The 20,496-nt window shown below is 67.1% G+C and carries 18 protein-coding genes and 1 tRNA gene; 8 read left to right on the forward strand and 11 right to left on the reverse strand.

The annotated features are described in order from the left end of the window. Window positions 1-13 precede the first annotated feature (13 nt). Window positions 14-532 (forward strand): sigma-70 family RNA polymerase sigma factor, encoded by a 519-nt coding sequence (locus WS57_RS13115; protein WP_009690353.1) that lies wholly within the window; start codon window positions 14-16, stop codon window positions 530-532. Then, window positions 529-1,284 (forward strand): anti-sigma factor family protein, encoded by a 756-nt coding sequence (locus WS57_RS13120; protein ID WP_009690354.1) that lies wholly within the window; start codon window positions 529-531, stop codon window positions 1,282-1,284. The genes WS57_RS13115 and WS57_RS13120 overlap by 4 nt, the downstream gene beginning before the upstream one ends. A gap of 820 nt (window positions 1,285-2,104) precedes the next feature. On the opposite strand, the gene WS57_RS37610 is transcribed toward WS57_RS13120, so the two are convergent. Together WS57_RS37610 and WS57_RS37615 are read right to left on the reverse strand one after the other, a co-directional pair. Further along, window positions 2,105-2,821: a hypothetical protein gene (locus tag WS57_RS37610; RefSeq protein WP_167361728.1), complete on the reverse strand. Its 717-nt coding sequence runs from the start codon at window positions 2,819-2,821 to the stop codon at window positions 2,105-2,107. A gap of 63 nt (window positions 2,822-2,884) precedes the next feature. Next, entirely contained in the window at window positions 2,885-3,211 is a 327-nt protein-coding gene (locus WS57_RS37615) for a hypothetical protein (RefSeq protein WP_069244392.1), read from the reverse strand. Between the two features lie 502 nt (window positions 3,212-3,713). Between WS57_RS37615 and WS57_RS13135 the strand changes: the two genes are divergently transcribed. Further along, a tRNA-Val gene (locus WS57_RS13135) sits at window positions 3,714-3,790 on the forward strand. 219 nt (window positions 3,791-4,009) lie between these two features. On the opposite strand, the gene WS57_RS13140 is transcribed toward WS57_RS13135, so the two are convergent. Together WS57_RS13140 and WS57_RS13145 are read right to left on the reverse strand one after the other, a co-directional pair. After that, complete coding sequence (locus WS57_RS13140; RefSeq protein WP_009690357.1) at window positions 4,010-4,879, reverse strand: sigma-70 family RNA polymerase sigma factor; 870 nt, start codon at window positions 4,877-4,879, stop codon at window positions 4,010-4,012. Then, window positions 4,879-5,352, reverse strand: a complete 474-nt coding sequence (locus WS57_RS13145; RefSeq protein WP_069244393.1) for a carboxymuconolactone decarboxylase family protein — start codon at window positions 5,350-5,352, stop codon at window positions 4,879-4,881. Before WS57_RS13145 ends, WS57_RS13140 begins: the two co-directional genes overlap by 1 nt. 503 nt (window positions 5,353-5,855) lie before the next feature. On the opposite strand from WS57_RS13145, the gene egtB reads away from it, so the two are divergent. From egtB to WS57_RS13170, 5 genes are all read left to right on the forward strand, one after another. Beyond that, window positions 5,856-7,097 (forward strand): ergothioneine biosynthesis protein EgtB, encoded by a 1,242-nt coding sequence (gene egtB, locus WS57_RS13150; protein WP_009690359.1) that lies wholly within the window; start codon window positions 5,856-5,858, stop codon window positions 7,095-7,097. Next, on the forward strand, window positions 7,081-8,094 hold the full coding sequence (gene egtD / locus WS57_RS13155) for an L-histidine N(alpha)-methyltransferase (RefSeq protein ID WP_069244394.1): 1,014 nt from the start codon (window positions 7,081-7,083) through the stop codon (window positions 8,092-8,094). The genes egtB and egtD overlap by 17 nt, the downstream gene beginning before the upstream one ends. A 294-nt stretch (window positions 8,095-8,388) precedes the next feature. Beyond that, window positions 8,389-8,691, forward strand: a complete 303-nt coding sequence (locus tag WS57_RS13160) for a hypothetical protein (protein ID WP_060333908.1) — start codon at window positions 8,389-8,391, stop codon at window positions 8,689-8,691. A 37-nt stretch (window positions 8,692-8,728) separates the two neighbouring features. After that, window positions 8,729-8,983 carry a hypothetical protein gene (locus tag WS57_RS13165; protein WP_069244395.1) on the forward strand — a complete coding sequence of 85 codons (255 nt, stop codon included), beginning with the start codon at window positions 8,729-8,731 and terminating at the stop codon, window positions 8,981-8,983. A 190-nt stretch (window positions 8,984-9,173) separates the two neighbouring features. Then, window positions 9,174-9,536, forward strand: coding sequence for a hypothetical protein (locus WS57_RS13170; RefSeq protein ID WP_009690363.1), 363 nt, complete (start codon window positions 9,174-9,176; stop codon window positions 9,534-9,536). Window positions 9,537-9,775: 239 nt separating this feature from the next. Here WS57_RS13170 and WS57_RS13175 read toward each other — a convergent pair whose 3' ends face one another. From WS57_RS13175 to WS57_RS13205, 7 genes are all read right to left on the reverse strand, one after another. Beyond that, window positions 9,776-12,799 (reverse strand): type III restriction-modification system endonuclease, encoded by a 3,024-nt coding sequence (locus WS57_RS13175; RefSeq protein ID WP_069244396.1) that lies wholly within the window; start codon window positions 12,797-12,799, stop codon window positions 9,776-9,778. Further along, window positions 12,799-14,817, reverse strand: a complete 2,019-nt coding sequence (locus WS57_RS13180; RefSeq protein WP_060251155.1) for a site-specific DNA-methyltransferase — start codon at window positions 14,815-14,817, stop codon at window positions 12,799-12,801. The genes WS57_RS13175 and WS57_RS13180 overlap by 1 nt, the downstream gene beginning before the upstream one ends. 378 nt (window positions 14,818-15,195) lie before the next feature. Beyond that, a complete protein-coding gene (locus tag WS57_RS13185) occupies window positions 15,196-16,326 on the reverse strand; it encodes a porin (RefSeq protein ID WP_040128611.1) in 1,131 nt (376 codons plus the stop codon). Between the two features lie 300 nt (window positions 16,327-16,626). Further along, on the reverse strand, window positions 16,627-17,304 hold the full coding sequence (locus tag WS57_RS13190) for a response regulator (protein WP_059478251.1): 678 nt from the start codon (window positions 17,302-17,304) through the stop codon (window positions 16,627-16,629). 12 nt (window positions 17,305-17,316) lie between these two features. Continuing rightward, window positions 17,317-18,684: a sensor histidine kinase gene (locus tag WS57_RS13195; RefSeq protein ID WP_059605049.1), complete on the reverse strand. Its 1,368-nt coding sequence runs from the start codon at window positions 18,682-18,684 to the stop codon at window positions 17,317-17,319. A gap of 85 nt (window positions 18,685-18,769) precedes the next feature. After that, window positions 18,770-19,618: an ABC transporter permease gene (locus WS57_RS13200; protein WP_040129045.1), complete on the reverse strand. Its 849-nt coding sequence runs from the start codon at window positions 19,616-19,618 to the stop codon at window positions 18,770-18,772. Between the two features lie 33 nt (window positions 19,619-19,651). Further along, the gene (locus WS57_RS13205; RefSeq protein ID WP_009690374.1) at window positions 19,652-20,449 is read right to left on the reverse strand and encodes an ABC transporter ATP-binding protein; all 798 of its coding nucleotides are present in this window, start codon (window positions 20,447-20,449) and stop codon (window positions 19,652-19,654) included. Between the last annotated feature and the right edge of the window lie 47 nt (window positions 20,450-20,496).

Below are 20,496 nucleotides of genomic sequence, written 5' to 3' on the forward strand. Positions count from 1 at the left end.
AACCGGCCCGGCCATGCCCTCCACCGCCCCCGACGACGACGCGTTACGCGAACTCATCCCGAGGCTGCGACGCTTCGCGCTCTGGCTGGCGCGCGACGTGCACGCGGCCGACGATCTCGTGCAGTCGACGCTCGAGCGCGCGCTGTTGCGCTGGGCGAGCCGCCGCGACGACGCATCGCTGCGCAGCTGGCTCTTCACGATCCTTTATCGTCAGTTCCTCGACGGCAAACGCAGCGCGAAACGCTACGCATGGCTGCTCGGCCGCATCCGCGACGACGACGAACCGCACTGGCCGTCCGCCGAACGCGAGGTGGCCGCGCGCGCGACGCTCGAAGCGTTCGGCCGCCTGCCCAACGAGCAGCGCAGCCTGCTGCTGCTGATCGCGGTCGAGGGCTTTACCTATCAGGAAGCCGCCGATCTGCTCGAGGTGCCGATCGGCACCGTGATGTCGCGCCTGTCCCGTGCGCGCCAGGCGCTGCGCCTGCTCAGCGACGGCGAGCTTCCCGCTCCTTCCCTGCGATTGATGAAATGAACATCCCTCCCGACGAACACGACCTCCACGCCTACGTCGACGGCCAGCTCGACGACGACGCGCGCGCCGCGGTCGAGCGCTATCTCGCGCTGCATCCGGAAAGCGCGGAACAGGTGAAACGCTGGCAGCAGGATGCGCAGCGCTTGCGGGCCGCGCTGGCGAGCATGCAGATGCCGGAGGACAACCCCGCGCTCGATCCGGCGGCGATTCGTGCGCGGCGCGCGGAACGCACGCGGATGCGGTTCGCGATGGCCGCATCCTTCGTGTTCTGCATCGGGCTGGGGACGTTCGGCGGATGGCAGGCGCGCGGCTGGAACGCGCCGGCGGCCGTCGCGCCGATGAGCGATGCGGTCGAGGCGTACAAGATGCTGGTCGTCGATCGCGCCGCGAAGGTCGATTTCCGGCCGACGAGTGCGGCGGAATTGCAGACCTGGCTCACCCGACGCGTCGGCGCATCGGCGATGCTGCCGGATTTGAGCGCCGCGGGATTCAGGCCGATTGGCGCGCGACTGTTCGCGACCGAACGCGGGGCCGCCGCGATGGTGCTGTATCAGGACGACGCGGGGCGCACGCTGAGCTTCTATCTCCGCCCGCCCGAATCCGCGCATCGGTTGCTGGCGGCCGGCGAACGCGTCGACGGCGCCCTGCTCGCGCGGTATGGATCGTTGCGCGGGCTCAACTATGCAGTGGTCGGGCCCGCGGATAGTCTCGCGGAAAAGGCCGTCGCGCGTGTGCTCGACGAGCAGACGTAGGTGACAGGATGCGCGGCCGCGTCGGGGCCCGTGAGGCGATTGTGCGCGCCTCAGGCGACGGGGCTCACCATCGAAACGCACAGCGTTTGGAGTGAATTGGGTGGCCTGTTATCCACATCAGGGGAACCGGGTCGCGCTCCGGTCGAAGGCCGGCGCCCTCACCTTTGGCGTGCACAGCATTTCGATTCGTTTTTGGCGGTGGATGTCCACACCGAAAACGTCGGCTCGATGCTATCGTTCGCAGCCGATCACGTTCAGGGGTCGAAGCTCACAGCGTTTCCGGTCGTTTGAGGTTGGGAATATCCACAACGTTTCCTTCCTTTTCTGCCTCGTTCGCGCCCTCTCACTCATCAGGCGCACAGCGTTTCGAGTGAGTTGATCGCCACGATATCCACATCGAAACCGTCGAGGCCATCGATCGCCACGAGTCGAATGAACGCTCGCTGCCAGTCCGCGAAAAGCCCCGAAACACGGGCCTCACGGCGCAACGAAGCCACTCGCGGACGGAAGGCTCACCCTGCAAATGCACAGCATCGCGAGTGGTTTTCGAATCGATTTATCCACATTTTTTCCAACAGGTCATTTCGTTCGAAGACCTGAATTTGCGCGACCGGTCTGCATCGTCGAACCCATACAGCGCTCTCCGCGAATCGCGCCGGCCACGACACAGCGTTTTCGACCGGTTTGCGCGCGCTTTTCCACACCCGCCCGGCACACGCGAAAGCGTCTCACCGACGTCCCGAAACAGCGCGGTTCACAGCATTCACGCAGTTTTCCGTGCCGGACGTCCACAGCTCGTTCGTCGCTTCGCCACTGCACGTCATGTCGCCGTCTCGTCGTCGATCAAACCGCTGCGCTTCAACGTCTCCCGCAGGCAGTCCGGACAGACGCGCTCGCCGGCACGCCAGACCTGGGCGAAATCCTCGTCGCGCTCGACCCTGAACGTCGATCCGTCGATCTCGATACCGTCTCCCAGCACCTCACGCAAGAACGCTTCATCGAACCAGTAGCGCGGTTCATGCGTCAACGCGCCATGGATCACCTGCACGACATGGCAATCGCGCACGACGCCGATCGACAGAATCGCCTTTTCGATATCGGGTGACGTTCGCGTCGGCAGGATCAATCCGTGCAGTTCGCAACGCACGAAGTCGTGCGGCCATTGCGCGTCCGCCGCGACGAGCGAGGTATCGAATGCCTGCTCGATCGACGTCGGCTTGTCGGGCGCCTCGCCGGAACGCACCAGCAGTTCGTCGACGCACGCCGAGCACGCATGAGTTTTCAAGCGCTCCAGCGCCGCGATCTGCGGAAAAGCCGTCACGTGCGCGACCTTGTCGACGAAGGTCGCTTCGACCTGAAGCGCGTCGAACTCGGTACGCAGTACCCACATGCGCCGACTGTATTTCGGACGATCGAGCGAAACCTTCACGAGTTCGCCCGGCACGAACTGCCCGCGCGGTCGAATACGGCCGGCAACGCCCGTCGATATCTCCGTCGCCCGTCCGGCTCCATGACGACGGCAGATGATCGGTCCCATCACGGCCTTCCGGTGCAAGCACGGCTTGCGTTGCGCTGCAGTCTTTTCGATTTCATCGCGTATTCAATGCCGTTCGATCACGTACTGCCCCGGGCCGCGCCATGCAATCGAACGGTACGCGCGTCGAACGACGCCGAGCTCGCGGTAATGCTCGACGAGCGCCTGCGGGCTCCAGTCGCGGACGGCAGAAAACAACGCGCCGAGTTCGATCAGTGCGGCAACCAGCGCGCGACGGTCGTCATCGTCGGCGACCGCGCGTTCCCAGCGATCGGCCTGTGGCGTGAAGCCGAGCCGCATCAATGCGTCGGACACAGCTGCAACGTTGGTCACGACCACAGCAACCAGTCCGGCAATGTCCCTTACTAGCACTTCATCGGCAGGTGCCTTCATGAATCGCCTCGCACTTGGCAGCAATGCTCGCGATTCTACAAACGTTCCGGCGAAGCCGGTCCATACGACGGGATGTGGCGGACGTCTTCTTCCTGCCCGCATCACAGTCGCGAGACTGTGCTTATCCAAAGGTGTTAACAGAGAACGTATATATACGTAGTAACAGTTAACAAGACCTGTGCGTCACAGTGGATAACCTCGTTAACCGGCTGAAAAATCAATGCGATGCGAAACGCACAACCTGGCTCGACTCGCGTGCACAGCTTGCGGATGCGTCGAACAACTTTTCCGTGAATTTCGGGGCCGCACAGATATCCTCAATCGTTCCACTGTGAATCCAGAAGCTTGCGAGACGGTTATCCATAGGCGCGTGTGGATAACTCCGTCGCACACAGCGGCGACGCTGTGCATCGCATCGCACGCCATCCGTTCGCGCGCCTGAAGAATTTTCACGAAGGGGCTTGCGCTCCCCGGAAACCCTCTCTATAATTCGCGGCTTCTTAGGCTCGTAGCTCAGTTGGTTAGAGCACCACCTTGACATGGTGGGGGTCGTTGGTTCGAATCCAATCGAGCCTACCAACGAACAATTGAAGGGGTCGGCAGCATGCATTGCCTACAGGCAATCCAGCTCGCCAAATGATCGAACGCCACGCGGCAACTTCGCGTGGCGTTTTTCTTTTCTGCCGTACGCAACGCGTTTCGCGGCATGTCTCGCGCATCGAAGTCCCGCATTCACGTACGCAAGCAAACGCGAGCGGAAGGGCGCCGACGCCGTGCAGGCACACGGCGTGCGACGCATCAATGCAGATGCTTCAGCTTGTCCGGATTGCGCACGACGTAGATCGCGACGATCTTGCCGTCCTCGATCTCCAGCGCGGTCGTCTGCAGCTCGCCGTCGGCTTCCAGCGTGACGAAGCCCGGCAGTCCGTTGACGAAACCGGCGCGCACGAGCTTCGACGCGTGCGTCGCGAACAGTTCGGCCAGGTGCGTGTGCACCTTCATCACGCGCTCGAAGCCGAACACCGGCACGCCCGCGGCCGACCGCTTGCCGCCGCCGTCCGCATGCAGGCTCACGTCCTCGGCCAGCATCGCGCCGAGCGCACGCATGTCGCCGCTGCGCGACGCCGTATAGAACGCTTCCGCCAGCTCGATGCCGCGCTGCTTCTCGACCCTAAACCGCGGCCGCGCATCGCGCACGTGGGTGCGGGCCCGCGCGGCGAGCTGCCGGCATGCGGCCGGCTCGCGCTGGATCGTCGCGGCCACTTCGTCGAATTCCAGACCGAACACGTCGTGCAGCAGGAACGCCGCGCGTTCGAGCGGCGACAGCCGTTCGAGCGCGAGCATCAGCGGCAGCGTGACGTCCTCCGTTTCGTCCTCGTCGACGACGGGCTCCGGCAGCCACGGGCCGACATAGGTTTCGCGCCGATGCCGCGCGGACTTCAGCTGGTCGAGGCACATCCGCATCACCATCCGGCGCAGGAACGCCTCGGGCACGCGGATTTCGTCGCGGTCGACCTCCATCCAGCGGATGAACGCCTCCTGCACCATGTCCTCGGCATCGGCGACGGAGCCGAGCATCCGGTACGCGACGCGGACCAGCATGCGGCGCAGCGGATCGAAGCTCGCCGCCGCGTCGGCATGCACGCCGACTGGATCGGAGCTCGTCATCAGGCCACCATCTTCGCGGCGGCGGCCTTCGCGTCGGCCGGATCGACCCATAGCCCGAAACCGACCGCCAGACGATTCCAGCCGTTGATCACGTTGATCATCAGCGTGAGCTTCACCTGTTCCTCCTGCGTAAAGTGGTCGTTCAGCGCGGCATACGCCGCTTCGTGCGCATGGCCTTCCGACAGTCGCGTGAGCGCGTCGGTCCAGCCGAGCGCCACGCGTTCGCGATCGGTGTAGCAGGGCGCTTCGCGCCACGCGGCGAGCAGGTTGATGCGTTGCTCGGTTTCGCCTTGCGCGCGCGCCTCGACGGTGTGCATGTTAAGGCAGTTCGCGCACGCGTTGATCTGCGACGCGCGGATCTTGACCAGTTCGATCAGCGTCGGCTCGAGGCTGCCGGCAACCGTGACGGACAGGCCCATCCAGTCCTTCATCAAGGCGGGAGCGGCGGCAAACGGGTTGAGTTTCGCAGTCATGGTTCCTTCTCCTTTCGTGTGGGTTCCGATGACATGACGAGATAGCGCCCCGCGAATGTGACATCGCGGCAAAAAATTTTCGATAAGGCGAGGGCGGGCGGCGGCGTCCCATCCGGGCGTTGCATGATCGTCACACCGCGTCGCGGGCGCAGTCGGCATCCGGGACGCGCGGCGCGCACGTCGCGAACGGCCGCGCAGCCCCATCGGTACGCGCATCGCGGCGGATGGCGAGGCCCCGGCTGCACGCGATATCGGACACCGCACAAGCTTTCATTTTTCTTTCGAAGCGGTTTCATCCGCAATCGGATTCGCGACGTTCACATTTCTGGACCATACTGTTCTGCACGGGCGGATGAAGTGACGCCGCATTCGCGGCCCGGCGCGCGCGCCGGCTGCCCGACGACGCAGCAACGAAGGTCGCACGTCAGCCGCGCGCATCGAGCGCGAGGCTTTCCTTTTTCCGGCAACGCAACGCAGCGAATCGCGACGTGGACGGCAAACCGATGAGCCTCCTTGCATCCCAGCTTCAGCGCCGTTACCAGGACGTGCGCGCCCATAGCGTCGCGTTGACGGCGACGCTGTCCGCCGAAGACCAGGCCGTGCAGTCGATGCCCGACGCGAGTCCGTCGAAATGGCATCTCGCGCATACGACGTGGTTCTTCGAAACCGTCGTGCTGATGCGCCGCGTCCCCGGCTACACGCCGTTCGACGACGCATTCCAGTTCCTCTTCAATTCCTATTACGAAGCGCTCGGCCCGCGCCATCCGCGTCCGCAGCGCGGGCTGCTCACGCGCCCGTCGCTCGACGAGGTGCATGCGTATCGCCAGCACGTCGACGACGCGATGCTGCGTGCGCTCGCCTGCGACGATCCGGCCCTGCTCGACGCGATCGCGCCCGAGGTCGAGCTCGGCCTGCATCACGAACAGCAGCATCAGGAACTGATCGTCACCGACATGCTGCACGCGTTCTCGTGCAACCCGCTGCGGCCGGCCTTCTGGCCGCGCAACGGCGCGCACGGGCAGGGCGAGGCGGGCGATGGAGGCGAGATGCGCTGGCTGCGCCAGCCGGGCGGACTCGTCGAGATCGGCCACGACGGCGACGCGTTCTCGTTCGACAACGAACGGCCGCGCCATACGGCGCTGGTGCGACCGTACGAGATCGCGGATCGCCTGGTGACGAATGCCGAATTCGCCGCGTTCATCGCGGACGGCGGCTATGCGCGCCCCGAATACTGGTTGTCCGACGGCTGGGCGACGGTGCAAAGGGAAGGGTGGCAAGGGCCCGCATACTGGATCACCGACGACGACACGCTGGTCGCCGGCGCGGCCTCGTCTGCGCCGCAGCACGCATGGCGCGCCTTCGGCCTGCACGGCGCCGAACCGCTCGCGCCCGATGCGCCGGTCTGCCACGTGAGCTTTTACGAGGCGGCCGCGTATGCGGAATGGGCCGGCGCGCGGCTGCCGACCGAATTCGAATGGGAGGCTGCGTTCCAGGCGGACGGCATCCGCCAGATGCTCGGGCACGTGTGGCAGTGGACGCGTTCGTCATACGAGCCATATCCGGGCTTTCGGCCGCTCGCGGGTGTCGCGGCCGAATACAACGGCAAGTTCATGGTCGGCCAGCAGGTCCTGCGCGGCAGCAGCATCGCGACGCCGCCCGGGCATGCGCGGCCGACGTACCGCAATTTCTTTCCGCCGGCCGCGCGCTGGCAATTCACGGGAGTGCGACTTGCGCGAGACGTCTGACCTGACGGCCACGAGCGGTGGCCTGCAACCCGCCCGCGATTCGCGGCCGAGCGCGTTCGAGCGCGACCTGATCGACGGACTGTCGCGCACGCCGCGCAGTATTCCGCCGAAATACTTCTACGATGCGGCCGGTTCCGAGCTGTTCGACCGCATCTGCGAACTGCCCGAGTACTACCCGACGCGCACCGAGCTCGGGATCCTGCGCGATCGCGCGGCGGACATCGTGCGGCGCGTCGGTCCGCACGCGGACATCGTCGAGTTCGGCGCGGGCTCGCTCGAGAAGATCCGCGTGCTGCTCGACGCGTTCGCGGGCAACTACGCGAACGCGCCGGCGCGCTACGTGCCGGTCGACATCTCGGCCGACTACCTGCACGGCGCGGCCGCACGCCTGCGCGCGGCGTATCCGTGGCTCGACGTCGCGCCGCTCGCGGCCGACTATACGAAGGCCGAGCAGCTGGCCGAGCTGTCCGCATCGCCGCGGCGGCGCATCGGCTTCTTCCCCGGCTCGACGATCGGCAATTTCTCGCCGGAGGAGGCCGATGCGTTCCTGCGCGACGCGGCGCGGCTGCTGCGCGGCGGCGGATTGCTGGTCGGCGCGGATCTCGTGAAGGACATGCGCACGCTGCACGACGCGTACAACGATGCGCAGGGCGTGACCGCGCAGTTCAACCTGAACCTGCTCGCGCGCGCGAACGCCGAACTCGGCGCGGACTTCGACCTCGATGCGTTCTCGCATTGCGCGTTCTACGCCCCCGAGCAGCAGCGCATCGAGATGCATCTCGTCAGCGATGTCGCGCAGAGCGTACGCGTGGGCGGTCACACGTTCCGGTTCGAGGCCGGCGAGCGCATCCATACGGAGAACTCGTACAAGTTCACGATCGACGGTTTTCACGCGATCGCGCGCCGCGCGGGGTTCGAGCCCGACACCGTGTGGACCGACTCCGATCAGCTGTTCAGCGTGCACTGGCTGCGCAGCGTCGACGATATCCGCGCGTAACCCCTTCCGACGCGAGCCGCCCGCGCACGATGCGGGCGGTTCGCCGCCGGTTCGCACCGGTGCCGCCGCGCGCCTCATCGCGCGGTTTCATGCCGAAAATCCCCTTTTTACCGATTCGATGCCGCGTTGCAACGGCGTGTAGAAGTCCGCCTCTTCCTTGTCCGGCAAGGCTTTGCGGGCGGCCGTAAACGTCCGTTACGGGACTCGCAGACCGGTTTCACCTGTGTCAGGGCCCAGTGCCTAGACTCCGAACCGTATTCACATGACGCACGACACGTGCAGGGAGTCCGCGAGATGAGCAAGAAACTTATTCTCGGTGCAGTTCTCGGTGTAGCGGCGCTGGCAGCTTCGGGCGTCGCATCGGCCCACGTTGACCTGTCGGTCGGCATCGGCGTGCCCGCCTATGCGGCGCCGGCACCCGTCTACGTGGCCCCGCCGCCGCCGGTCGCGTACGCCCCGGTCGGCTACCGCTACGACGGCTGGCGCGGCGACGACTGGCGTGCGCGCGAATGGCGCGAACACGAGTGGCGCCGTCGCGAATGGCGCGAGCACGAGTGGCGCGATCGCGGCGGCTGGCACGGCGGCCGCTGGGACTGACCGGCTCGCATGATCACGACAAGAGGAGAGTGATCGCATGAGGTCCATTCGATCCATCAGGCTGGGCGCGGCTGCCGCCGTCGTTGCGCTCGCAACGATCGGCAGCGCGCACGCGGCGGGCTGCATGAAGGGCGCGGTGGTCGGCGGTGTGGCCGGCCATTACGCGGGACACCACGCCGTCGTCGGCGCGGTCGGCGGCTGCATCGTCGGCCATCACATGGCGAAGAAGCACGCGGAAGAGCAGGCCGCGCAGCGCAAGGCCGCTGCGCAGGGCATGCAGCCGGCGCAGTAACGCGCCATCGGGGCGGCGCTGCGGCGCCGCTCCCGCCGGCTTCTCCCGCTTTGGTCGCGCGCGACGAAACAGGGATTGATCTGATGAGTGCGAGTCGCGTGCGTCGTTACGATCATTTACACGGTCGTACGGCACGAATTACGCGCGTTCTTAGAATGCAATCACCCCAACGCGCTCCAGGGAGCACAAGATGAAACACCAACGATACCTGTCCGTGCTGGCGGCCGCACTGCTCGCGCTCGGCACGGCGTCAGCCCATGCCGCTGCCGGCGGCAATGGCGGTGGCAACGGCGGCGGTCATGGCGCAGGCGGCTCCGGCGGCAACGCGGGCGGCATGTCCGGCGGCCACATGAGCGGCGCCGCGCTCAGCAACTCCAACGGCTTCAAGGCCGGCGACCGCGACAAGGGCCTGTCGCGCGCGGCCGACCGCTCCGATTCGATCGCCGATCGCGCCGGCGCGCAGCCGGGCCGCGCGCGCTCGCACGGCCATACCGCGCATGCGTCGACGTCCACGCATCACGGGCGTCACCACGCGTTCGGTCGCACGCTATAAGCACGCACTCAGGCAAAGACGACGGAAGGGCGCTGCGGCGCCCTTTTTTCATTTCCACGGAGACTCGCACGCGGCGCGCCACGAGCCGCATCGATTTGCAACCGGCCGTAACCGGATGTCGGATACGCAACGAATACGAACGGCTTTCACGCGAATTTCAGGCTGGAAAAGTGCCGCTGCGCACCGCTTCCTGCTTCCCGCCGGTCGATAAAAAAGGCGGCTCGTCGCCGCCTTTCGTCCTAGCGCCCCGCGCCCGTCATCGCCGCAGGGTCGAACAATGCCCCGGCATTCCCGACCCGCACGAACCGCGCCGCGTCTTCACCGTCCGCCAGCGCGCGGAAATGCGCTTCGCCGCAGGCGAGCTTCGCACGCTCGTGCTCGCTCGGCACATGGCCGTCCGCGTTCGGCGTATCGACGACGAAGTACAGCCGTTCGCCGCCCTCCTGCTCGGCGAGCACCGCCCAGTCCGGGTGATAGCTGCCGAGCGGCGTCGCGATGCGGAACCACGCAGGCAGCTTCGCGTAAAGCTTCACGCCGTCGTGCGCCTCGAGCGCATCGGCGAACGCGCGCTCCGCGTCCGTCTCGCACACCACGGCTTCGTGGATCGACTTGCGCGCATCGAGCCGCAGGTTGCGCAGATAGCCGGTCAGCGCCTCGCTCTCGAACGATTCGAGCGCATGCAAGTGGCGCTCGCCGAGCTTGCGGTACGCGATGCCCGCGACGAGCGCGAGCCGCTTGCAGCGGTTGATCGCATCGGCGGCGAGCGCGATGAACTGCTGCGGATTCACGCGGAAGTCGTCGAGCCGGCCGCTGTCCGCGAGGATCGTTGCGAGCGAGCGGCGCGTGAGCTGCGTGCGGTCCTGCAGCTCGGTGAGCAGGTCGGGCAGCGGCAGCTCGCCTTCGTCGATCAGCACGGTGCCGGCGCCCGCGACCTCGATCGCCTCGACGCCGGCCTTGCCGATGTCGATCTCGGCCTTGCGCCACTGCAGCCGCGCGCGCGCGATCTCCGGCGCGTCGCGCAGCGCGGCCGTGCAGTCGCGCACGAGCTTCGCATTGTCGAATTCCACGCTGTACACGGTGCGGTGACGGATGCGATCCCACAGCGCGCGGAAGTCGTCGCCGAACACGACGGCCTTGCCGGATGCATCGCGCCGCAGCGCGATCGCGCGGCGCTCGTCGGCGTTGCGCACCGCGAAGCGGCCCGACAGCTTGCGCAGCGTCGCGACGATCGGTGCGCGCAGCGTCTCGAATGCTTCCGGCAGCACGAGCGCGCTTTGCCGCAACGCGTCCTTCAGCCGGTCGAGCACCTTGCCCTGCGCGTCGACGTAGCCTTGTTCGTGCAGATGCGTCCACAGCACGCGCGACAACTCGATACCGAGCGCATGCGCGGGCCCGTCGCCTTCCTGCACGGGCAGCGCCGCGAACTGGTGTTCCTCGACGATGCCGAAACGGATGCCCGTGTCGGCCTCGATTTCCTTCTGCAGGTTCTCCGCGAACGATTCGTAGCGCTCGGTCGCGATCACGGTGAGCGTGTTGACGCCCGGGTCGCGCACGCGTTCGCCGTCCTGGTCGACCGCGAGACGCAGCCCGCGGCCGAGCGTCTGGCGACGCTCGCGCTCGGTCTGGATGTCGCGCAGTGTGCAGATCTGGAACACGTTCGGGTTGTCCCAGCCTTCCTTCAGCGCCGAGTGCGAGAAGATGAACTTCAGCGGCGTGTCGAACGACAGCAGCGCTTCCTTCTCGCGCATGATCAGCCCGTACGCGCGCTCCGCGTTCTCGCGGGCCGCCGCGCTGCTTTCGCTGGTGTCGGTCCAGCCGCCCTTGCGGTCGATCGAGAAGTAGCCGTTGTGTGCGCGCTCGACCTCGCGCGCGATGTCGACGCCGTCGAACAGCGCGCGATAGGCCGGCACGCGCGCCGCGCGCGCATATTCCTCTTCGAAGATCAGCGCGTAGTCGCCCTTCACCGGCATCCCGTTCTCGTCGTAGCGGCGATAGCGCTCGACCGAATCGACGAAGAACAGCGACAGCACCTTCACGCCGCGTTCGGCGAGGCGCAGTTCCTTGTCGAGATGCTCGCGGATCGTGCGGCGGATCATCTCGCGCTGCACGGCGAGCGTGTCGATGTCGCCGAACGCCTCGCCGAGCGACAGGAACGCCTCGCCTTCCGGATGCCGCAGCTCGACGTATTCGGCGCCCTTTACCGCATGCACCTCGCCGATCCGCAGCCCCGCGTACAGCGCGCGCTTGGTCAACCGTTCGAGATCGTCGCCGTCGGTCGCCGACACGATCTGGCGCTTCACGCCGGCGCTCGTCGCGACGTCGAGTTCGACGCGCGCGCTGATCGAACCGCGCCGGTTCGACACGCCGACGAGCCGCACGTACGGCTTGTTGTGCGCATCCTCGACGATCGCCGACGCGATCTCGATCTGCTTGACGAGCTTGCGCTCGTACGCGTCGACCGCGTCGAGCCGGTACACCATGTGGTGACGGTCGACGTGCGTGGCCGAGTAGCGCAGCGTGCAGAGCGGGTCCATCGCGGCCAGCGCTTCGCGCCCGCGACCTTCGAGCCCGCCGTCGACGCTTTGCGGCTCGTCGACGATCACGATCGGCCGCGTCGCGCGGATCAGGTCGATCGGCTTCTCGCCGCCGGTCTTCTCGCTGTCCTTGTAGAGGTTGTTGACCTCGCGCTTGTTGATCGCGGCGACGGTCATCACCATGATCTGGATCGCCGCGCTCGCGGCGAAGTGGCGCACCTGGCCGAGCTTCGCGGAGTCGTACAGGAAGTAGTCGTACGGCACGCCTGCGTACAGCGCGCGGAAATGGTCCTCGGTGATCGCGAGCGTCTTGTGCACGCCTTCCTTGATCGCGATCGACGGCACGACGATCACGAACTTCGTGAAGCCGTAGCGCCGGTTCAACTCGAAGATCGTGCGCAGGTAGACGTAGGTCTTGCCGGTGCCGGTCTCCATCTCGACGGTGAAGTCGCGCGAGCCGGGCAGGCCGGACGGCGGCAGGCCGCCGCGCAGCTGCACGTCGGCGAGATTGCGCGCGAGCGCGTCCTCGGTCAGCGACAGCCGGTTGCCGACGCCCTGTTCCGACACCGCGAAGCCGAGCGAGCCCTGCGCGGCGGCCGTCGTGCCCGGCGCGGCATTGGCGAGCACGCTGAAGTCGCCGCGATACGATTCCTGGCCGCGAAACAGGTCGCAGACGGCGTCGATCGCGTCGCGCTGGTAGTCGAGGTCCGCTTCGAAATGCAGCCGCATCACAGGCTCCGCACGCGCTTCACGCCGTGCTGTTCGAGCAGCGCGGCGAGATTGAGCTTCGCGACGTCGTCGACGAAGCCGCTGTCGCGGAACAGGCACGTGACGTCGCGCGTCGCGCCGGTCGCGTCGAGCAGCGCGACGATGCCGTCGGCGAGCGGCTCGGCGTCGTCGCGCGACACGCGCGCGTCGAAGCACGCGACGATCGAGCGGCCGATCAGGTGCACGGTCTTGCCGGCCACCGCGTGATGCTCGACCGGCGTGCACAGGTCGAGGCCGAGCTTGAGCGTCAGCTCGGCGAGCAGGTCGTCGTCGGTGCGGCCGGTCTTCACGTGCTCGACGGACGCGAACAGCGCGTGGTCGAAGTCGTCGCGGCGCGGATCCCACTCGATCACGTTGGTCGTGTCGAGCCGGTACACGCGAAAACCGAGGTCGCCATAGCTTTCCGGATAGTCGCGCGCGACCTGCTGCGCGGCGCGGCGCAGCCGTTCCTTGGTCACTTCCGCGAGCGTCAGCGGCTTTTTCAGCTTCGCGCAGAAGTCGGCCGCGCCCTGTTGCGTCTTGTCGCGGCGGTCGAGCGCCTCGGGCAGTTGCACCATGATGTAGCGGCGCGCGCCGCCGTCGGTCGCGTTGACCTGCATCACCGCGTGGCCGGTCGAGCCGGAGCCCGCGAAGCAGTCGAGCACGATGTCGTCGCCGCGCGTGCACCAGCCGATCACGGCCGCCGCGAAGTCGACCGGCTTCGGCTGCTCGAACGGAATGCCGAGCGTCTTCAGCAGCGCGTCGTCCGAGCCGCCGAACGGCAGCACCGACGGCACGTTCTCGTACATGTTCTCGTCGAGGTAGTAGATGCGCTGCGGCTGCGTGGTCTCGTCCGCGCCGAATTCGATCTGGCCGCGTTCGAGCAGCGCCTGCATCGTCGCCGGCGGATTGCGCCAGCCGCGTGCCGGCATCGCGCACGGCTTGCCGGTGACCGGGTGGATCAGCGGCGTGAAATATTCTTCCGGCGCCTTCTTCTTGTTCGGCCACGCCATCGAGACGAGGCGGTACACGCGCCCGTCTTCCGACAGCCGGTCGTACATCGCCTCGCCGCCCGACAGGTTGGTCTGCGCCTTCATCCACGCGCGGAACGCCTTCGCGGCATCCTTCGGCGTGCCGCTGCGGTACATCGCGTCGCGCGCGGCGTCGAGCATGCGCTGCGCGTTGCGCTTCGGGCGCTTCAGCGGCGCGCGTTCGAGCAGCGTCTCGGCATTGCGCGCGAACAGCACCAGCGATTCGTGCTGGTACGCGATGCCGCGTGCGTCGCCCTTCGGGTTGCGCTTGTCCCACACCGCGACGCCGAGCTCGTTCTCCTCGCCGAAGATCTCGCGCAGCATCAGCACCAGCGCGTGCACTTCGTGCTCGTCGATGTGCACGACGATCAGCCCTTCGTCGGACAGCAGCGCGTGCGCGAGCTTCAGGCGCGGGTACATCATGTTCAGCCAGTCGGTATGAAACCGGCCGTTCGCCTCGGTGTTGGTGCTGCGCTTCACGCCGCCTTCGGTCTGCCCCGTCATCGCGAGGTAGTGGCGGATGCTGTCGCTGAAGTCGTCCGGGTACACGAAGTCGCTGCCGGTGTTGTACGGCGGATCGATGTAGACCAGCTTCACCTTGCCCGCGTAGCTCTTGTGCAGCAGCTTCATCACGTCGAGGTTGTCGCCCTCGATCACGAGGTGGCGCGTGTCGTCCCATGCGACGCTGTCTTCGGGGCAGGGCCGCAGCGTGCCCGTCGACGGCGTGAGCGCGGCCTGGCGCGCGTCGCGCTTGCCGTGCCAGTGGAAGCCATAGCGTTCTTCGGCATCGCCGACCGTGCGGTCGCCCACCAGCGCCTTCAGCACGTCGACGTCGACCGACGCGCCTTGCGGGCCTTCGGTCACGAGTTCGGGGAACAGCGCCTTCAGGCGCGCGACGTTGTCGGCGGTGAAATCGGTCGACATCGCCTGCGGGCTGGCCGCATCGAGTTTCTGCATCGTCTTTTCCATCGGAGCCCGGCCGCGCGCGCCAGGACGTCGGGCGCTGTCTCGGCACCGGCGGCAACGGCCACCCGGGCAAACCCGAAACGCTAGCGAGTCGGTCGGCGCAGGTCAAGCGTCGATGTGAGCGGATGGGCGCCGGGCGTGCGTGCATCGGGCGGGATCGCCCGCCGGACGGGCCGCGCGCGGCATCGGGCCGGTTGTCGCAGCGCCCGCGCGGCGGGCGCGTTCGGATGCGCCGAAATCGACGAAAAAAAGGGCACGGTCGGCGCGATGCCGGCGTGCCCGCATGGAGAAGCCCGAAATGGAAGGGGGCGCAGCCGGGCCCGGCGGGATCCGGGATGCCGGCCCCCGGATGGCCGGCCCCCGGATGGCCGGACCCTGCGCTCAGAACCGCGTGCGGATGCCCGACGTCAGTTCCAGCTGGTTCTTCGCGCCGAACGTCGACGCTACCGTATAGCCGCCGTGCAGCCGCATGTAGTCCCCGGCCAGGTACAGCTCGGTGCGCTTGCTCAGGTGATAGAACACCGACCCGTAGATCGTCTCCTTGAAGCCGTTGCCGACGCCGTTGGTCAGGCTGAACGCGCCGAGGTTCGCGTTCGGTGTGAAGCCGTCTGCGTTGTACGCGGCGTTCTTGACGCGCATCTGCTGGTAGCCGAGCTCGTAGTCGAGCGGGCCCTTCGGCGCGATCTTCATCGACACGGTCCACGAATCGTCGTGGCGCTGGCCGAGCGAGCCCTGGTCGCCGTTGTAGCGGAAATAGCCGGCGTTCAGGCGCACGATGCTGAACGTGTAGTTGCCGCCGACCGAGAAGGTCTGGTTCCTGTAGCCGCCGTTGTTCACGTGGTTGTAGAAGCCCGACACGTTGAACGGGCCGCCGTTGTAGCCGAGCGCGAGCTGGTACGCGGAGCCGGTCGCGAACGCGGTCGAGTTGCTGAACTGGTAGCCGGCGCTTGCGAAGATGCCGTTGCTGAACAGCTTCTTCCACGCGATGCCGTTGTTGTAGCGCGTGCCGGTCGGGCCGGCCGCGTAGAAGATCATCTGCTTGAAGTTGTTCGAGTTGGTCCAGCCGCCTTCCTCGGTGCTCAGCTTCGCGGAGCCGTACGCGTCGCCGTAGATCGCCGACGCGTCGCGCGCGATCGTGTTCTGGAAGCCGGCCGTCAGCTTGCCGAAGCGCTCGTCCTCGACGCCGACCCACGCGTCGCGATCGAAGATCTGACCTTCGTCTTCCATCTGGCCGTTCGCGACCACGAATTCGCTTTCGAGGCGGAAGATGATCTTCGTGCCGCCGCCGATGTCCTCGGCGCCCTTCAGGCCCCAGCGGCTGCCGCTGAACCACGGTTCGCCTTCGTTGCCCATGCCGATCACATGGTTGCCGTTGGCGTCGGCGTGGGTCCGATAGGTCGGAAAGCTCAGGTCCATCAGGCCGTAGAGCTGCACGCTCGACTGCGCGTGCGCCTGGGTGCCGGCGCACAGGCCTGCCGCCGCGATGGAAAGGGCAAGGGTTTTTCGTTTCAAGATCGTCTCCTCCGAGCTGCCGCATTGAAATTCGTCTATTGGCAGTACGTAACGTATGCCGACGCCTGCCGGCCACAGCGAGATGACCGACGCGTGACATCGTAGAGGGTGCAATCCTTCACGCCGCTTTCCCGGATGCAACGATCGGATCGGTGAAAACACCGAACGACAGGCGTTCACGGATCGGCGTGGCGTCGATCGGGCGGCAGCCGGCGTTCTGCAATACGAATCGATTCGAAAGGTTTGCGCCGACCGCCCGCCGAGATCGCCGGCAATGGGTCGGGCAGCGCGCGCCGCCCGTCAGGCCGTCCCGCTCTTCGCGCGCAGGATGTAGCCGAGCCCGCGCAGCGTGATGATCTCGGCCGTGCTCTGGGCCAGATGCTTGCGCAGCCGGTGGATGTAGATGTCGATCGCGTCCGCGCTCGGCTCGTCGTCGAGTGCGAACACGCTGTCCATCAGCCGCGCCTTCGAGACCGTCTTGTTCTGCTGCAGCATCAGCGTTTCGAGGATCGCGTGCTCGCGGCGGCGCAGCGCGAGCGGCGCGTCGCCGCAGCGGAATTCGCGCGTGCCGAACGCATAGACGAGATCGCCGCACGCGAGCTGCGTCGCGCCGACGCCCGCCTGTCGGCGGATCAGCGCGCGAATCCGCGCGACCAGCTCGCGCGACTCGAACGGCTTCACCACATAGTCGTCGGCGCCCGCACCGAAGCAGTCGACCTTGTCGTCGACCGAGCCGTGCGCGGTCAGCATCAGCACCGGCACGTTGTCGTTGCGGCGGCGCAGCCGCGCGAGCACTTCCTTGCCGCTGATGCCCGGCAGCCGCATGTCGAGCAGCACCGCGTCGTAGCGCTCGGTCTTCAGCACCGTGTCGGCGCGCTCGCCGTCGCCGACGCAGTCGACCGCGAAATCCTCGCCGCGCAGCAGGTTCACGATCCAGTGCGCGAGTTCGGCGTTGTCTTCGACCAGCAAGAGTTTCATGACGCACTTCCTTCAATCGTACGCAGGCAGCCGCACGGTCACGACGATCCCGCGATTGCCGGGCCCCGGCGCGAGCGACGCGCTGCCGCCGTGCGCCTGCGCGATCTCGCGGACGATCGCGAGCCCGAGGCCCGAGCCCTCGGTGTCGGCCGACACGCGGTAGAAGCGCTTGAACACGTGCGGGCGCGCTTCGGCCGGAATACCGGGACCATTGTCGATCACGTCGAGCACGACCGTGTCGCCGTCGCGCCGCGCAGCGACCGTCACGCAGCCGCCGGGCTGCGTGTAGCGCACCGCATTGTCGACGAGATTCATCACGAGCGCGCCGAGCAGGCTGTCGCTGCCCGCGACGTCGAGCCGCTCGCCGAGGTCAGCGCCCAGATCGATGTTGCGCCGCTGCGCGAGCACGATCGTCTCCTCCAGCACGCTCGACACGAGCGCCGCGAGGTCGACGCGCTGCGTCAGCAGCGTCGACGGCGTCGCCTCCGCATGCGCGAGCAGCAGCAGCTTGTCGGTCACGTCGGCCATCTTGCGGCTGCTGCGCTGCATGCTGTCGAGCACCGACGCGAGTTCCGGATCGTCGTGATCGCGCTGCTGCGCATACTGGATCTGCGTGTCGAGCACCGCGATCGGCGTGCGCAGCTGGTGCGCGGCATCGGCGATGAAGCGGCGCTGCGTGGCCGTATGCGTGTTGAGCCGCGCGATGCACTGGTTGATCGCGTCGACGATCGGCCGCAGCTCGTGCTGCAGCCGCTCGGGGCGGATCGGCTCCAGCTCCATCGGCCCGCGGTCGGCCACGTCGTCCTTCAGCTTCATCAGCGGACGCAGCTCCAGTGTCAGCCCGAGATAGACGAGCACCACCGCGAGCATCAGCATCAGCGACAGCCGCAGCAGCTGCGGCCGCCAGATCGTGTTGACCATCGCGTGGTGCGAGCGCGTCGTCTTCGCGACGACGACCGTCACCGTCTCGATCTGCCCTTCGTCGTACAGCTGGCGATCGTAGGCCACCGCGCGCAGCGGCACGCCGTCGAGCGTCGTGTCGTACGGCGTCGGCTCGACGCCGTGCCGCGCGGGCACCTCGAGCGCCGGATTGCCGGCGAGCAGCCGGCCGTGGCCGTCGATCACCTTGTAGAACACCGAGTCGCGCGACGGCGACTCGAAGATTTCCAGCGCGGCGGGCGGCACGTCAGCGACCGGCAGACCGTTGCGCCATTCGACGTCCTCGCCGATCGTGCGCGCGGACGCGACGAGCGCACTGTCCTGCACGAGCGTGGCGGTGCGCCGCGCGGTGTCGTACGACATCGCGCCCGCGATCAGCACGAACGCCGCCAGCGGCAGCAGCAGCCACCACAGCAGCCGCCCGCGCAGGCTGTGCGTCATCTTTCGTTGCTCCTCGTCCAATGCCGAACCGCGCCGGGGGTGCCGGCGCGGTCGGGGCGTCACGTCGTGCGGCCGGGCGCGGCGCTCAGAACGCGGCGGGACGCCACTTCAGCAGCCGCTTCTCCAGCCAGGTCAGCAGGTAGTCGGCGGCCAGCGCGACCACGGCCAGCACGATCATCGCCGCGAACACGCCGCTCGCGTTGAACGCGCCCTGGGCGGTGGAGATTAGCAGGCCGATGCCCTGCTTGGAACCCAGGAATTCGCCGACCACCGCACCGACCAGCGCGAAGCCGAAGCTGACATGCAGGCTCGCGAGAATCCAGCTCAGCGCGGACGGGATCACGACCGCCGTGGTGATCTGCCGGCGCGACGCACCGAGGATCTGCGCGTTCGCGATCAGGTAGCGGTCCGCCTCGCGCACGCCCTGGAACGCGTTGCCGAACACGACGAAGAACACCATCACGACGGCCAGCGCGATCTTCGACGCCATGCCGAGGCCGAGCGCGATCACGAACACCGAGCCGAGCACGACGCGCGGAATCGAGTTCGCGATCTGGATGTAGAGGCCGAACACGTCGGCCATCAGCTTGTTGCGGCCGAGCACGATCCCGCAGATCACGCCGGCGACCGAGCCGATCACGAAGCCGATCGCGGTTTCCTCGAGCGTGACCCACACCTGCGTGAGCAGCGGGCCCTGCGACGTGCCGTTGACGAACCAGTCCTGGATCTGCTCGAAGATCAGCGACGGCATCGAGAAGAAGAACGGATCGATCCACTTGAGCCGCGCGGCGAGCTCCCAGCCGCCGAGCACGACGACGAGCACGGCGATCCGCAGCGTGACGATCAGGTTGCGCCGGCGGCGCAGCCGGCGTTGCGCGGCGCGCTCGTCGTCCTCGAGCGTCGTCGCCGGAAGGGCGGTGGTGGGAAGCGTCATGTCGGTCATGCTCCTGTCCTTGCGGTCTTGCCGTCAGCCGATCTGCACTTCTTCGCGCAGGTCGTGCCAGATGTCCTTGGAAATCTCGATGAAGCGTGCGTCGTAGCGCACCTCCGACATGACGCGCGGGCGCGGCAGGTCGATCGGGTAGACGCGCTTGAGCGTCGCCGGGCGCGCGGTCAGCACGAACACGCGGTCGGCCAGCGCGATCGCTTCCTCGAGATCGTGCGTGACGAACACGACCGACCCCTTGTTCGCGGACCACAGCTGCAGCAGCTCGTCCTGCATCAGCGTGCGCGTCTGCATGTCGAGCGCGGAGAACGGCTCGTCCATCAGCAGGATTTCCGGCTGGTTGATGAAGGTCTGCGCGAGCGCGACGCGCTTGCGCATCCCGCCCGACAGCTGGTGCGGGTAGTGCTTCGTGAACTTGTCGAGGCCGACCTTGCGGATCCATTCCTCGGCCTGCGCATACGCGACGTCCTTCGAGCGGCCGCGGAACAGCGGGCCCGCCGCGACGTTGTCGATCACGTTGCGCCACGGGAACACCGCGTCGGCCTGGAACACGAAGCCGATGCGCGGATCGATGCCGTCGACCGGGCGGCCCATCACGCGCACTTCGCCCGACACGGGCTTGAGCAGCCCGGTGATCAGGTTCAGCGTCGTCGACTTGCCGCAGCCGGTCGGCCCGACGATCGCGATGAACTCGCCGCGCGCGACGCTCATGCTGAAGTCGCGCAGCGCGACGGTGGCCTTGCCTTCCGGCGAGATGAAGCGGCACGACACGTTGCGAAACTCGATCGCCGGTGTGCTCGGGGAGACTGCCTGGTTCATCGCATTCGTCCTGCGGGTGAAAAGGGCGCCGCGTCGTGCAACGGCGC

The organism is Burkholderia pseudomultivorans, from assembly GCF_001718415.1.
Lineage (GTDB): Bacteria > Pseudomonadota > Gammaproteobacteria > Burkholderiales > Burkholderiaceae > Burkholderia > Burkholderia pseudomultivorans_A.

What these genes read in the sequence shown, in the direction of transcription:
- WS57_RS13195 (WP_059605049.1), bottom strand. Translation starts at nt 18,684, where the DNA reads ATGACGCACAGCCTGCGCGGGCGGCTGCTGTGGTGGCTGCTGCTGCCG.
- WS57_RS37610 (WP_167361728.1), bottom strand. Translation starts at nt 2,821, where the DNA reads ATGGGACCGATCATCTGCCGTCGTCATGGAGCCGGACGGGCGACGGAG.
- WS57_RS13205 (WP_009690374.1), bottom strand. Translation starts at nt 20,449, where the DNA reads ATGAACCAGGCAGTCTCCCCGAGCACACCGGCGATCGAGTTTCGCAAC.
- WS57_RS13120 (WP_009690354.1), top strand. Translation starts at nt 529, where the DNA reads ATGAACATCCCTCCCGACGAACACGACCTCCACGCCTACGTCGACGGC.
- WS57_RS13160 (WP_060333908.1), top strand. Translation starts at nt 8,389, where the DNA reads ATGAGCAAGAAACTTATTCTCGGTGCAGTTCTCGGTGTAGCGGCGCTG.
- WS57_RS13190 (WP_059478251.1), bottom strand. Translation starts at nt 17,304, where the DNA reads ATGAAACTCTTGCTGGTCGAAGACAACGCCGAACTCGCGCACTGGATC.
- WS57_RS13170 (WP_009690363.1), top strand. Translation starts at nt 9,174, where the DNA reads ATGAAACACCAACGATACCTGTCCGTGCTGGCGGCCGCACTGCTCGCG.
- WS57_RS13180 (WP_060251155.1), bottom strand. Translation starts at nt 14,817, where the DNA reads ATGGAAAAGACGATGCAGAAACTCGATGCGGCCAGCCCGCAGGCGATG.
- WS57_RS13200 (WP_040129045.1), bottom strand. Translation starts at nt 19,618, where the DNA reads ATGACGCTTCCCACCACCGCCCTTCCGGCGACGACGCTCGAGGACGAC.
- WS57_RS13145 (WP_069244393.1), bottom strand. Translation starts at nt 5,352, where the DNA reads ATGACTGCGAAACTCAACCCGTTTGCCGCCGCTCCCGCCTTGATGAAG.
- WS57_RS13165 (WP_069244395.1), top strand. Translation starts at nt 8,729, where the DNA reads ATGAGGTCCATTCGATCCATCAGGCTGGGCGCGGCTGCCGCCGTCGTT.
- egtB (WP_009690359.1), top strand. Translation starts at nt 5,856, where the DNA reads ATGAGCCTCCTTGCATCCCAGCTTCAGCGCCGTTACCAGGACGTGCGC.
- WS57_RS13175 (WP_069244396.1), bottom strand. Translation starts at nt 12,799, where the DNA reads ATGCGGCTGCATTTCGAAGCGGACCTCGACTACCAGCGCGACGCGATC.
- WS57_RS37615 (WP_069244392.1), bottom strand. Translation starts at nt 3,211, where the DNA reads ATGAAGGCACCTGCCGATGAAGTGCTAGTAAGGGACATTGCCGGACTG.
- WS57_RS13115 (WP_009690353.1), top strand. Translation starts at nt 14, where the DNA reads ATGCCCTCCACCGCCCCCGACGACGACGCGTTACGCGAACTCATCCCG.
- WS57_RS13140 (WP_009690357.1), bottom strand. Translation starts at nt 4,879, where the DNA reads ATGACGAGCTCCGATCCAGTCGGCGTGCATGCCGACGCGGCGGCGAGC.